Source organism: Listeria swaminathanii (assembly GCF_014229645.1).
In the GTDB taxonomy this organism is placed as follows: domain Bacteria; phylum Bacillota; class Bacilli; order Lactobacillales; family Listeriaceae; genus Listeria; species Listeria swaminathanii.
The window spans coordinates 52799-66255 of the sequence record NZ_JAATOD010000006.1 but is presented as its reverse complement, the minus strand read 5'-3'; the positions used below and the strand labels follow the sequence as shown (position 1 = coordinate 66255).

Annotated in this window: 10 protein-coding genes; 6 read left to right on the top strand and 4 right to left on the bottom strand. The window is 40.6% G+C overall.

Annotated elements, in window-relative coordinates:
* Positions 1-3 precede the first annotated feature (3 nt).
* From HCX62_RS13540 to HCX62_RS13525, 4 genes are all read left to right on the top strand, one after another.
* Positions 4-651 carry an amino acid ABC transporter ATP-binding protein gene (locus HCX62_RS13540; RefSeq protein ID WP_185639430.1) on the top strand — a complete coding sequence of 216 codons (648 nt, stop codon included), beginning with the start codon at positions 4-6 and terminating at the stop codon, positions 649-651.
* A gap of 1 nt (position 652) precedes the next feature.
* Positions 653-1468, top strand: a complete 816-nt coding sequence (locus HCX62_RS13535) for an amino acid ABC transporter substrate-binding protein (RefSeq protein ID WP_185639429.1) — start codon at positions 653-655, stop codon at positions 1466-1468.
* Between the two features lie 91 nt (positions 1469-1559).
* Positions 1560-2666: an iron-containing alcohol dehydrogenase family protein gene (locus HCX62_RS13530; protein WP_185639428.1), complete on the top strand. Its 1107-nt coding sequence runs from the start codon at positions 1560-1562 to the stop codon at positions 2664-2666.
* Between the two features lie 2 nt (positions 2667-2668).
* The gene (locus tag HCX62_RS13525) at positions 2669-3187 is read left to right on the top strand and encodes a GNAT family N-acetyltransferase (RefSeq protein WP_185639427.1); all 519 of its coding nucleotides are present in this window, start codon (positions 2669-2671) and stop codon (positions 3185-3187) included.
* Here the strand turns inward: HCX62_RS13525 and gltC are convergent.
* Positions 3184-4071 carry a glutamate biosynthesis transcriptional regulator GltC gene (gltC, locus tag HCX62_RS13520; protein ID WP_185503364.1) on the bottom strand — a complete coding sequence of 296 codons (888 nt, stop codon included), beginning with the start codon at positions 4069-4071 and terminating at the stop codon, positions 3184-3186. The two genes, HCX62_RS13525 and gltC, sit on opposite strands and share 4 nt — an antisense overlap.
* Positions 4072-4263: 192 nt before the next feature.
* Between gltC and gltB the strand changes: the two genes are divergently transcribed.
* Positions 4264-8856: a glutamate synthase large subunit gene (gene gltB / locus HCX62_RS13515; protein WP_185639426.1), complete on the top strand. Its 4593-nt coding sequence runs from the start codon at positions 4264-4266 to the stop codon at positions 8854-8856.
* A 14-nt stretch (positions 8857-8870) separates the two neighbouring features.
* The gene (locus HCX62_RS13510; RefSeq protein WP_185639425.1) at positions 8871-10340 is read left to right on the top strand and encodes a glutamate synthase subunit beta; all 1470 of its coding nucleotides are present in this window, start codon (positions 8871-8873) and stop codon (positions 10338-10340) included.
* 49 nt (positions 10341-10389) lie between these two features.
* Here the strand turns inward: HCX62_RS13510 and HCX62_RS13505 are convergent, their stop codons facing one another.
* The 3 genes from HCX62_RS13505 to HCX62_RS13495 form a co-directional block, all read right to left on the bottom strand.
* Entirely contained in the window at positions 10390-11220 is an 831-nt protein-coding gene (locus HCX62_RS13505; protein ID WP_003722209.1) for a carbohydrate ABC transporter permease, read from the bottom strand.
* Positions 11221-11236: 16 nt separating this feature from the next.
* The gene (locus HCX62_RS13500) at positions 11237-12130 is read right to left on the bottom strand and encodes a carbohydrate ABC transporter permease (protein ID WP_185639424.1); all 894 of its coding nucleotides are present in this window, start codon (positions 12128-12130) and stop codon (positions 11237-11239) included.
* A 61-nt stretch (positions 12131-12191) separates the two neighbouring features.
* On the bottom strand, positions 12192-13436 hold the full coding sequence (locus HCX62_RS13495) for a sugar ABC transporter substrate-binding protein (RefSeq protein ID WP_185639423.1): 1245 nt from the start codon (positions 13434-13436) through the stop codon (positions 12192-12194).
* Positions 13437-13457 lie beyond the last annotated feature (21 nt).

Here is a 13457-nt window from a genome sequence, read left to right as displayed (position 1 = left end):
AAAATGTTGGAAATTAAAAATCTATCGAAAAAATTTGATCAAAAAACGATTTTAGATAATGTGAATATAACACTTCAGGGTGGTGAAATACTTTCTATTGTTGGGCCATCTGGTGGTGGAAAAACTACTTTGCTTCGCTGTATTAGCGGACTAGAAAAAATGGATGCTGGTGAGATTTTTATTGACGGTGAAAAAATTGACCCAATGTCGCGAAAAGATGTCGAAAATACGATTGGCGTCGTGTTCCAAGAATTCCACTTGTTTCCACATTTAAGTGTTTTAGATAATTTGATATTGGCGCCAACGCTTGCTCGGAAAACAAAAAAAGATGAAGCAATCAAAGAAGCAGAACGATTACTTGGGTTGCTTGATTTAGGAGATAAAGCGGATAGCATGCCATACCAATTATCAGGTGGACAAAAGCAGCGGGTCGCAATTGCTCGGGCGCTAGCGATGAATCCAAAAGTATTGTTGTTTGATGAACCAACATCGGCGTTAGATCCCGACTTGCGAGAACATGTTGCATCGTTAATTTTAAGTTTGAAGAATGTTGGTATTACACAGATTATCGTGACACATGATCACACTTTTGCTGAAAAAGTAGCGGATCAGATGATGGAAGTCGAACCATTAAAAAAGGGGGCAATTTAAGATGAAAAAAGGATTATTAATAGCTGTGATGGCGGTTGTGATGTTAGCGCTAGGGGCTTGTTCCAGTAGTGAATCGAAGGAAGACCAGTGGGAGCGAATTAACAAAGATAAGGAAGTTGTAATTGGCTTGGACGATAGTTTTGTACCAATGGGATTCCGGGATAAAGACGATAATTTGGTCGGTTTTGATATTGATTTGGCGAAAGCGGTTTTTGCGGAATATGGCATTAAAGCGAAGTTCACGCCGATTGACTGGACGATGAAAGAATCAGAACTGAAAAATGGCTCGATTGATTTAATTTGGAATGGCTATACTGTAACGGATGCTAGAAAGAAACAAGTCGCTTTTAGTAATCCTTACATGAAAAATGAACAAGTGCTAGTCACGTTGAAATCAAGCAATATCAACAAATTTAGCGATATGAAAGATAAAACGCTTGGTGCTCAAAATGGGGCAAGTTCGATTGATGATATGGCGAACAAGCCAGAAGTACTGACAGATATTATTAATAATAATGAACCGGAATTATATGATACGTTTGATACAGCTTTTATTGATCTAAATAATAAACGTATTGATGGTCTAATCATTGATGAGGTTTACGCGCGTTATTACATTGATAAGCAAAAAAATAAAGATGACTACAACATTATAACTGGCGGTTTTGATGCAACAGATTTTGCTGTAGGAATGCGAAAAAGCGATAAAGAACTACAAACAAAAATCAACGAAGCTTTTGAAAAATTATACAAAGAAGGCAAAATGCAAGAAATTAGCAAAAAATGGTTTGGCGATGACGAAATCGCTAAGCAATAGCTAGTTTGACAGTAGGTTTAAGTTCCTATACAATTTGAATTATAAATGTCGCAGCCGAATATCCGACCGTGCCAGACAGAAGGGATGATTTTTGTTGAATAAAGAATTGATTGTTCGCGGAGCTCCGCAAGAGTATTTTTGCCAAGTAGGCGCGTGGGATACGTTACCTACTCACTTAGAACGCCGCGGTTTGAAAAATGTGTTAGTAGTTCGTGGAAATGCTTCTTGGGAAGTCGCTAAAAATAAATTCCCAGTATTATCAACCGTTACATCTACTTTTGAAGTATATAATGGTGGTTCTACCTACGCGGAACGTGATCGTTTGGTAGCGATAATGGAAATGAATAAGATGGATGCAATTATTGCAGTCGGTGGCGGGAAAATTGCCGATGTATGTAAAGCCGCAGCAGCCGTTTTACGTTTACCAGTCATCATTTTACCTACACTTGCATCTACTTGTGCTGCTTATACACCGCTTAGTGTAATGTACGACGAGGCAGGCGCAATGATTCGCTATGATGTGTTCGCTAGCAGTAATGCGTTATTATTAATTGACCCAGAAATGATTTTAGATTCACCAAAAGAATTGCTTGTTGCGGGAATTGGTGATACGTTAGCGAAATGGTACGAAGCCGATGTAATTATTAACTCCTTACCGAGCAAGTCCGTCGAAATCGAAATTGCCCACATTGCTGCGAAAATGTGTCGTGATAACTTGCTACGATTTAGTGAAGAGGCACTCGTTGCCATGGACAAACAAGAGCTAAATGAAGCATTCGTTAAAATTATTGAAACAAATATTTTAGTTGGCGGAATGGTTGGCGGTTTTGGTGATGATTATGGTCGTTGTGCTGGTGCGCATTCGATTCATGACGCGCTAACGATGGTTCCTGAAACACATCACTTGTTACATGGTAATAAAGTGGCGTACGGAATTTTAGTTCAACTAGTGATTGAAAATAGATGGGATGAAATCGAACAACTATTGCCGTTTTATTCCAAACTAGGACTTCCAACCAGTTTATACGATATGGGGCTTGCGACACTTGCTGATGAAACGCTTGTTGCTGTTTCTAAGCGCGCCACTGAGCCGCATGAAACAATCCATATGATGCCAGGCGAAATCACGGCTGATGTCGTGTTAAACGCAATGAAACAATTGGAAGATAGTATGGCAATGAAACGAGTGACTAAGTAAAAATGATTATTCGGAAAGAACAACCACAAGATTATCAGGCGATTCGTCGTGTAAATGAGGAAGCTTTTAAAGGCACTGTGGAAGCAGACTTAATTGAAAGTATTCGGACATCTGATTATTATCAGCCGGGGTTATCGCTTGTAGCGGAAGCCGAGGATGGACGTGTTGTTGGCTATATTATGTTTAGTGAAATTTCGCTTGTGGCAGCTGGGCGAAGCAGGTTTATTTTAGCACTTGCTCCGCTGGCTGTTTTACCGGAATATCAAGGAACTCGAGTTGGATCTAGACTGATGGAAGAAGGCATCCGGTTATCACGCGAAAAAGCATATCCGGCTATTGCTGTGCTTGGACATGCTGATTATTATCCGCGATTTGGCTTTATTCCTTCTGAGCAGTTTGCGATTCCAGCACCATTTGATGTACCAGCTGAATACTTTATGTTGCTTGAACTATATGATGGAAGCTTGGAAAATTTGGCAGGAACGATTCATTATCCAGCAGCTTTTTCTGAACACGTTTAATTAGAAAAGAACGAAATAATAAACGAACGGAACAAATTCTCGGAAGGGGATAGGTTCCGTTTTTTTGTTGTAATAATCCCGACTGAACGGCGCAGCTCTTTGTCGCGTAAGGCAATACTTTTTGTTTCTTTAAAAATCGCACCATCTAAAATCATTTCCGGCAAAATGCTAATGCCAAGTCCAGCCCCAACTAACCCTTGGATCGTATAAAAATCTCTACTTTGAAAAGCAATTTGCGGCGTGAAACCTTTTTTATTGGCAGCTTTTGTCACGATTTTATATAAATCAAAGTCTTCCGGATAAAGAACGAATTTTTCAGAAGCAAGTTCTTTCAGGGAAACATTAAAGTTTTCAGCAAGCGGATGATTCTCGGGAACGATTAATTTCAATTTTTCATCAAAGAAACGAATGGCTTCGATTTGGTCGCTAGATTCGGGAACGGGTGATAAGAAAGTCATATCAAGCGCGCCGTTTAGTAGCATTTCGGTAAGTTCCTCATTTGTTCCTTCCATAAATTTATAAGTGATTTGTGGATATTTTTCGCGAAAAGTAGAAATGACAGATGGCAAAACCTTGGTGGAAAGTGAGTTAGGTAAGCCAACGCGGACGGTTCCTTTTGCGGGATCGGTGTATTCGGTTACGAGCGCTTCGGCTTTTTGTAGTTCATTTAAAGCGATGGCGGATTGCTTTAGAAATTCTTGCCCGACACTTGTGAGCTGCATATTTCTGCCAACACGATCAAATAAATGCACGCCAAGTTCTTCTTCAAGTTTCGTTATCTGTCTACTAACGGCAGATTGGGCTACATGCAAATTCTCACTAGCTTTGGTCATATGCTCAACGCGGGCTACTTCCATAAAATACTTTAATTGTCGTAGTTCCATTTCTTACCTCCGATTGTTCTCGAAATGAGATTGTTTTATTCTATTATATATATTGTTTCGATAAATGAAAAGGAATAAAATAGATACTACAAGAAATGTAAGGTAAGCTGAATCGCTGGTTAATTATCAGTTAATTTAAATAATTATCAGAGAGACCTTGAAGGATTCGGTTTTTGAAGAGGAGGAACTAGGATGAAACAAACTAATTTACCAAAAAAACATGGCCTATACAATCCAGAAAATGAGCACGATGCTTGTGGAATTGGCTTCGTAGCAAATATTAAAAAGATTTCTTCTCATAAAATTGTCGAGCAAGGTATTCATATGCTTTGCCAATTAAAACACCGTGGCGGAGAAGTTGGCGGGGATACGGGCGATGGCGCTGGTATTTTACTTGAAATTTCTGACTCTTTCTTCCGACGTGAATGTAGCAAATTAGGAATTAATTTACCTGAAAAATATCATTATGCGGTGGGGATGTTTAATTTCCCGCAAAGTAACACAGAACGCGAATGCTTAATGGCGGAAACGGAAAAACTGATTGCTAGCGAAGGGCAAACGTTCCTTGGTTGGCGTAAATTACCAACTGATGTAACAAAGGTTGGTGCCGGTGCAAGAAAAACAGAACCAGCGATTTATCAATTATTCATTCAAAAAAACGCTGAGCTAGATGAAGCGGGATTTGAGCGAGCACTATATTTAATTAGAAAGCAAATCGAAAAATTTGCTGCGACTTCTGAACAAATTACAGAAACTTTCTACGTTCCAAGTTTATCAACGAGAACGGTTATTTTTAAAGGAATGCTATTACCAGAACAAATTAATCAATATTATTTAGACTTAGCAGATCCAGCGTATGTATCGGCTTTTGCGCTAGTGCATTCACGCTTTTCAACGAATACTTTTCCGAGTTGGGAGCGGGCGCATCCGTACCGTTATTTAATTCATAATGGTGAAATTAATACGCAACGAGGCAATGTCAACTGGATGAAAGCTCGGGAAAAAAGAGCGGAATCTGGTTTACTTGGTGACGATTTAGCAAAATTACTGCCAATTATTGATGAAAGCGGTAGTGACTCGGCAACTTTAGATAATGCGTTAGAATTTTTAGTGCAAGCAGGGCGTTCATTACCTCATGCGGCGATGATGCTTATTCCAGAACCTTGGGACAAAAATCCGCACATGACTGATCCGAAACGCGCTTTTTACGAATATCATAGTACGCTAATGGAACCTTGGGATGGACCGACTTCGATTTCATTTACGAATGGTCGGGTTATCGGGACAATTTTGGATAGAAACGGCTTACGTCCGGCGCGTTATTATGAAACGAAAGATCATACAATCATTTATTCTTCGGAAACAGGTGTTGTGCCAGTGGATCCGAGTGAGGTTATTCGCAAAGAGACGGTTGGTGCGGGAACAATGTTGTTAATCGATTTAGAAGAAGGTCGCATTGTGACGGATTCTGAATTAAAGGAAGAACTAACAACCGAAAAACCATACCGTGAATGGCTGAATGCGGAAATGACGGAGATTGCTGACTTAGCGACAGCAGAGTTAGATTACGAAGCAATGGATAAATCAGAACGCTTTAAAAAACAACGTGCATTTGGTTACACGCAAGATGAATTAAATAAAATTTTGATTCCGATGGTAACGGAGAAAAAAGATCCAATGGGTGCAATGGGTTATGACGCGCCACTTGCCGTTTTAAGCCAACGTCCACAAGTATTATTTAATTATTTTAAACAACTTTTTGCCCAAGTAACGAACCCGCCGATTGATGGTATTCGTGAGGAAACGGTCACTTCTGCGATGACATTACTAGGCGATGAAGGCAATATTTTAAATCCTACGGCGAAAAATGCAAACCGAATTCGCTTGAAAACGCCAATTTTATCACGAAAAGAATTTGTGGCGCTTGAGCAGCAAACGAAATTCGCCAAACCAACAGAAAGGTTATCGATTTTATTTAAAGCGGAAGAGCGTGATGGTTTAGAAGCACGTTTAGAGGCTTTGTTTATCGAAGCTGAGCAAAAAATCGCTAGTGGGGCGGAATTGCTTGTTTTATCTGATGACGGCGTAGATGCGGATTGGATTGGAATTCCTTCGCTGTTAGCTGTAAGTGGCTTGCATCATCATTTAGTTAAAGCGGGAACACGTACACAAGTGAGCATTATTGTTAAAACGGCAGAAGCGAGAGATGTCCATCAATGTGCGCTATTAATTGGCTACGGGGCGGATGCAGTATTCCCAAGTTTAGCAATTGATACGTTTGATGGCTTAATCAAAGAAGGCCGTATTAAAGGGTTTACGCTTGATGAGGCAGAAAGTCGTTATATTGAAGCAATTACAGACGGCATTTTGAAAATCATGTCGAAAATGGGAATATCTACTGTCCAAAGTTACCGTGGGGCGCAGATTTTTGAAGCAATCGGTATTGGCGATGATGTGATTAAAAACTATTTCCCAGGGACAGCTTCACAAATTGGCGGTATTCCGCTTGAAGTGATTGCCCAAGAAGCTTGGTTGCGTCACCGCGAAGCCTATCATGATATTGGCTACCAAAGTTTCACGCTTAATACAGGAGGAGAATATCAGTGGCGCTCAAACGGCGAATACCACGTGTATAATCCACTAGCGATTCATTCCTTGCAACAAGCAACGCGAGAAAATAATCGCGAAACCTATAATTTATATTCAGATTTAATGCAAAATCAAAATAATGCCTTTTTAAGAGGGCTGTTAACATTTACTAGCGATCGTAAACCGATTCCACTAGATGAAGTAGAGCCAGCAGAAGCGATTTTTAAACGATTTAAGTCGGGCGCGATGTCTTATGGTTCGATTAGCCAAGAAGCTCATGAGGCGCTTGCTATCGCGATGAACCGTATCGGCGGAAAAAGTAATAGTGGAGAAGGTGGCGAAAACCCGAACCGCTTTACTCCAGACGAAAATGGCGACTGGCGTAGAAGTGCAATCAAACAAATCGCTTCCGGTCGTTTTGGCGTAACAAGTCATTATTTGGTTAACGCAGAAGAGCTACAAATCAAAATGGCTCAAGGTGCAAAACCGGGTGAAGGCGGCCATTTACCAGGGAATAAAGTGTATCCGTGGATTTCGAAAACTCGTGGTTCAACAACAGGTGTCGGCCTGATTTCACCACCGCCACACCATGATATTTATTCGATTGAAGATTTATCGCAACTGATTTTCGATTTGAAAAATGCTAACCAAAATGCGCGCGTCAACGTGAAGTTAGTTTCGAAAACTGGTATTGGTACGATTGCAGCCGGGGTTGCAAAAGGGAATGCCGACGTTATCTTGGTAAGTGGTTATGAAGGTGGAACCGGTGCTGCTGCGAGAACGAGTATCCGTCACGCGGGTGTACCGTGGGAAATCGGCTTAGCAGAAACGCACCAAACATTACTTTTAAACGGCTTAAGAAACAAAGTTGTTGTTGAAACAGATGGTAAATTAATGACAGGTAAAGATGTCTTAGTTGCCGCAATGCTAGGGGCAGAAGAATTCGGATTTGCCACAGCGCCACTTGTAACACTTGGTTGCGTCATGATGCGCGTTTGCCATTTAGATACGTGTCCAGTTGGTGTAGCAACACAAAATCCAGAACTTCGCAAAAAATTCAATGGCTCTGCGGACTACGTTGTAAACTTCTTCCATTTTATCGTTGCGGAAATGCGTGAAATGATGGCAGAACTTGGCTTCAGAAGTTTGACAGAAGTAATAGGACACAAAGAACTACTAACAACTCACGAGAAAAAAGAGTCCCATTGGAAAGCGAAATATATCGACTTTTCGAATATGCTTTACAGTGATGATTTCTATAAAAATCAAGTCCAATATTGCACAAAACAACAAGACCACAAAATCGACCAAACACTTGATATGCGAGAAATTGTTCCGTTAATTAAACCAGCACTTGAAAACGGTGAAAAAGTAACTGGAACTTTCGCTGTAAGAAACATTGACCGCGCGATTGGAACGGTTGCTGGATCCTTTATTAGTAAAAAGTACGGCGCAGAAGGTTTGCCAGAAGATACGATTTCACTTGATTTCGTTGGTTCGGCGGGTCAAAGCTTTGGTGCTTATACGCCGCTTGGGATGACACTTCGAATTCATGGTGATGCCAATGACTACTTTGGCAAAGGGCTTTCAGGTGGTAAATTAATTGTTAGTCCAGATGCAAAAACACCAATCAAACCACATGATTCCGCGATTGTCGGTAATGTAACGCTTTACGGTGCTACTGGTGGATATGCTTATATGCACGGAAAAGCAGGGGCAAGATTTGCCGTTCGTAATAGTGGTGCGACAGCGGTTGTTGAAGGTATTGGCGACAATGGTTGTGAATATATGACAGGAGGCGCAGTAGTCATTCTTGGCGAAATTGGCGAGAACTTCGCGGCCGGAATGTCTGGTGGGGTTGCTTACATTTATACTAAAAATAAAAAAGTAACCACTGAAAAAATCAATCATGAACTTGTTAACAGTCGTTCTACACTCGGCGCGTCAGAACTAGCTAAATTGAAACAGCTAATCGAACAACACGCAAACCTGACCGGAAGTGAGTTTGCCAAAGCTATTCTTAGCGACTGGGAAGCAGAGAAAGCGAACTTTATTTTCGTTATTCCAAACGAATATGAAATGATGCTAACGAGAATTACTACGCTAGAACAAACTGGAAAAACACACGATGAAGCAGAATTACAAGCTTTTTATGAACATAAAGATGGAAAATTAGTTGCCGGAGCGGCGAAATAGAGAGGAGTGAAACCATGGGAAAAGCAACTGGATTTATGGAATATGACCGAATCCCTTCTCCAGGGCGCGATCCGAAAAGTCGGACGCGTGACTGGAATGAATATAGTTTACCGATGCCGGTAGCAGATTTAACGTTACAGGCAGCACGATGCATGGATTGTGGCGTACCATTTTGTAGTGTAGGAATGGAAATTAAAAATGGTGTCTCAGGTTGTCCACTGCATAATTTAATTCCAGAGTGGAACGATGCCGTTTACCGGGGTGACTGGTATGAAGCCTTGCAACTACTATTAAAAACAAATAATTTTCCAGAGTTTACTGGTCGAATTTGCCCAGCGCCTTGTGAAGGTGGTTGTACAGTGGCGATCTCTGAACCCGCTGTAGGCATTAAATCAATCGAAAAAGCGATTATCGACCGCGGTTTTGAAGAGGGCTGGATTAAACCGGCACCTCCTAAAAAACGTACTGGTAAACGTATTGCGGTAATTGGTTCTGGTCCTGCGGGGCTTGCTTGTGCCGATCAACTAAATAAAGCGGGTCATAGCGTAACAGTCATTGAAAAAAGTGATCGAGTTGGCGGTTTATTAATGTATGGTATTCCAACGATGAAGCTAGAAAAAGAACAAGTGACACGCCGAGTGAACTTAATGGCAGAAGAAGGCGTTGAATTTGTGACTGGCGTTGCAGCTGGTACGGATATTACTTTTGAAGAACTACGCACAGAGTATGATTCGATTGTGCTTGCAACTGGGGCTGGGAATGCACGAGATATTCCGCTTGCTGGACGTGATGCGGCTGGTATTCACTTCGCTGTGCCGTATTTAACACAAAGTACGCGCGACAATTTGGACAACGGCGGGGTGCAAACTCTTTCTGCTAAAGGCAAAAATGTCGTAATTATCGGTGGCGGTGATACTGGTGCTGACTGTGTGGCAACGGCATTAAGACAAGGTGCAAAAAGTATTTATCAATTCGGTATTCAAGATAAACTTCCTGAATTACGCGAAGGTGAAAACCCTTGGCCACAATATCCACGAGTATTCAAAATGGATTATGCGCACGAAGAAGCAGAGGCTGTTTATGGAAGAGATCCACGTGAATATCTCATCAATACAACTTCTTTCGAAAAAGATGCAGCAGGTAACCTTGTTGGACTTCATACAGTAGAAGTAGTGGAAGATAAGGCTGCTAGAACGTATACACCTGTAGAAGGAAGCGAAAAGTATTTTGACGTTGATATGGTTTTAATTGCAATTGGTTTTGCTGGTACAACCGAAGATATTTTCACGAATTTTGGTGTAGGAAAAACAGACCGTCATACGATTGATGCTGCTAAAGGATTTTACCGTACAAGTGAAGAAGGCGTGTTCGCTTGTGGGGATGCACGTCATGGTCAAAGTTTGGTTGTAACCGCGATTGCAGAAGGAAGAGAAGCTGCTCGTGAAGTAGACTTTTACTTGATGGGAGAAACATTTTTACCTTAATAAAAAAAGAGCTTATCCTCAAAAGGAATAAGCTCTTTTTTTTTGCCAATTATTTCATTCCAGAAACATTGAAGCCTTTTAAAATGTATTTTTGGAAAGTCATGAAGATCAAGATGATTGGAATAACCATGAAGGTTGCGCCAGCCATTTGTAACGCGTAGTTGCTGCCGTATTGTCCTTTTAATAATTGAAGTCCAACTGATAGGGTGTAGAATTTTTCGTCGTTGGCAATGATTAACGGCCATAAGAATGAGTTCCAACCAGCGATAAAAGTAAGGATTCCTTGGACTGCAAGAACAGGACGAGAAATCGGAATAACGATCCGCCAGAAAATGTAAAATTCACTAGCGCCATCCAGTCGTGCGGCTTCAAGTAAATCGTCGGAAATGGTGGACATAAATTGGCGGAATAAGAAAATCCCGAAGGCGCCAACCAGTCCTGGGAGTACAATCCCTGTCATGGTGTTTGTTAATCCGGCCGCATTAAGCAGTAGATAAACCGGAATCATCGTTACTTGTCCGGGAATCATCATTGTAGCAAGTACGAGATAGAACAACTTGTTTTTCCCTTTAAATTTAAATTTAGCAAAACCATAACCTGCCATCGCATTTAAAAATAAACCGAAAAACGAGAAGAACACAATGATTAACGTGTTTTTTAAGTAAATAGCAAAGTCCATCTCGGTGAATAGTTTCGTGAAATTATCCAGTGTAAACGTTTCTGGCCAAATAGTAGGTGGGATTTTTAAAATTTCAGCATCCGTCTTTAAAGAGGAGAGAACCATCCAAATGAACGGTAAAATCATAAAGAATCCGCCAACCGTTAAAATAGTAATGACGGCAATTTGAGCGCCACGTGATTTTTGTCTATATTGATTCATTTATAACACTCCTCTCTTAAATATCCCCGCCATTATTTTTGCGCTGAATCCGGAACTGGATAATCGTGATAATAATAATCGCGATAAACAAGATGAACGATCCAGCAGCGGCATAACCAAACTTACTTAGTTGGAAACCGTTTTGATAGATAAATAGGGCGACTGAGTTCGTGCTATCGAGCGGCCCGCCTTCTGTCATGACGAACGGTTCCTCGAAGAATTGCAACCAACCAATCATCGTCGTTACGGTTACAAAGAAAATCGCGAAACGAAGCATTGGAACGGTAATTTTAAATAATTGTTGACGACTATTCGCTCCGTCAAGTGAGGCAGCTTCGTAGTATTCGCGCGGAATCCCTTGAAGTGCGGCTAAGAAAATAATCATATTGACACCAATCGCTCGCCAAACAGCTAAGATAATCAGTGATAATTTGGCGATGGTAGGGTCTTGTAACCACGGAACAGGACCTAGATCTAAAAAGGAAAGCAAGTAATTAAGTAAACCAAAGCGTGGATTATATAAGTAACTCCAAACAACTGCTACAGCGACAACGTTTGTAATTGACGGAGTGTAGAAGATTAACCGGAAAAACTGGAAAATCTTTGCTTGCGAGAAGTTAATCATCAGCGCAATCCCAAGCGAACAAATAATAACAAGCGGAACGCCAATAACTACATAGAAAAGCGTGTTAAAAATAGATTTTAAAAATACCGGGTCTTGCATAATATTGACGTAATTATCTATACCAATGAAGTTAATCTTAGAATAATCGGCAAGCCCGACTAAATCGATATCTGTAAAACTAATGACAAAAGCAAGCAAAATCGGAAGTAGGGAAAACAGAAGAAGTAAAAACAGTGCTGGCGAAATAAACAAATATGGCGTGTTTTTATTTAGAAATTGTTTCATAACATCAGTTCCATTCTAAAAGGGCAAATGGCAGACTAGAATCATTTGCCCTTTTTATTCGTTATTTTTTAAGAAGTGTTTCTACTTGATCGTTAAATGTATCCATTTGTGTTTGTACATCTGCACCACCACGATAAATTTGTTCCCAAGATTTTCCGTATAATTGCGCGATTTCTTCAAATTGTGGGATTAGTGGCATTGGTTCAGCCGTTTTCATTTGTTCACCGAATACTTTGTAGTAAGGGTCGTTTTTCAGCATATCGTCTTCCCATGCATCCATACGAGCGGGCATGGAGTTTGTATCTTTCAACCAAGATAATTGCACGTCAGGTTGGCTCATATAGTCCATGAATTTAAGGGCATCATCTTTTTTATCACTATATTTGAAGATAGAAAGGTTAGCGCCACCTAAGCTTGATTCGTTATTTTCTTTTTTAGGTAATACAGCAGTAGCCCATTTTCCGTCAATGTCAGGGGCAGTGTCTTTGAGCGTATTAACCATCCAAGGACCACTCATGAACATTGGTACAATTCCGTCGCCGCCAAAGCTTTGAGAAGCATCTAGACCAAGGTCAGTGTCTGGCGCGGAACCGTTTTTAATGAAACTATCTAAATAAGTAACAGTATCTACGAATGGTTTTTTATTGAAAACTGGAGTGCCATCTTTATCGAAAAGCGGGGAGCCATTTTGGCGTCCGAAAATGAAACCAGTAGTTTGTTCGTTTGGATCAATTGCAAAGCCGTACATATCTTTACCACGTTTTGAAAGTTTAAGTGCAGCGTCAGATAGGTCATCCCAAGTTTTTGGTGCTTCATCATAACCAACTTTTTTCAGTAAATCAGTACGGTAGAAAAGGACACGAGTTTCTGCATACCACGGAACACCATAAGTTTTTCCATCAAATTGGGTTGTTTTTACAGAACCAGGGAAAAATAAATCAGAGTTCATATTTTTACTTTTTTCTACGTCTTTTGTAATATCAAGTAATGCGCCAGCTTCGACAAATTCAGGCATCCATGTAGTTCCCATTTGGACAACATCGGGGCCGGATTTAGAAGCGACTGCTGTTAGTAATTTATCATGTGCGTTTGCCCAAGGAATAACTTGAACTTTCACTTCAATACCAGTGTCTTTCGTGAATTTCTGTGCGATTTCTTTTAATGATTTGGCTTCATCTCCCATAGCCCAAACATTTAACACTTTAGAGTCGCTGGAATTTGCATCATCCTTTGACCCACCACACGCCATTAATACCAAACTAAGCGACAACACTAAAGCTAAAACGACAAACATCTTTTTCTTCATGATTTTTCCTCCATTTTTTGT

Coding starts and splice junctions, on each gene's coding strand:
- HCX62_RS13540 (WP_185639430.1), top strand. CDS start 4: ATGTTGGAAATTAAAAATCTATCGAAAAAATTTGATCAAAAAACGATT.
- HCX62_RS13535 (WP_185639429.1), top strand. CDS start 653: ATGAAAAAAGGATTATTAATAGCTGTGATGGCGGTTGTGATGTTAGCG.
- HCX62_RS13525 (WP_185639427.1), top strand. CDS start 2,669: ATGATTATTCGGAAAGAACAACCACAAGATTATCAGGCGATTCGTCGT.
- gltC (WP_185503364.1), bottom strand. CDS start 4,071: ATGGAACTACGACAATTAAAGTATTTTATGGAAGTAGCCCGCGTTGAG.
- gltB (WP_185639426.1), top strand. CDS start 4,264: ATGAAACAAACTAATTTACCAAAAAAACATGGCCTATACAATCCAGAA.
- HCX62_RS13510 (WP_185639425.1), top strand. CDS start 8,871: ATGGGAAAAGCAACTGGATTTATGGAATATGACCGAATCCCTTCTCCA.
- HCX62_RS13505 (WP_003722209.1), bottom strand. CDS start 11,220: ATGAATCAATATAGACAAAAATCACGTGGCGCTCAAATTGCCGTCATT.
- HCX62_RS13500 (WP_185639424.1), bottom strand. CDS start 12,130: ATGAAACAATTTCTAAATAAAAACACGCCATATTTGTTTATTTCGCCA.
- HCX62_RS13495 (WP_185639423.1), bottom strand. CDS start 13,436: ATGAAGAAAAAGATGTTTGTCGTTTTAGCTTTAGTGTTGTCGCTTAGT.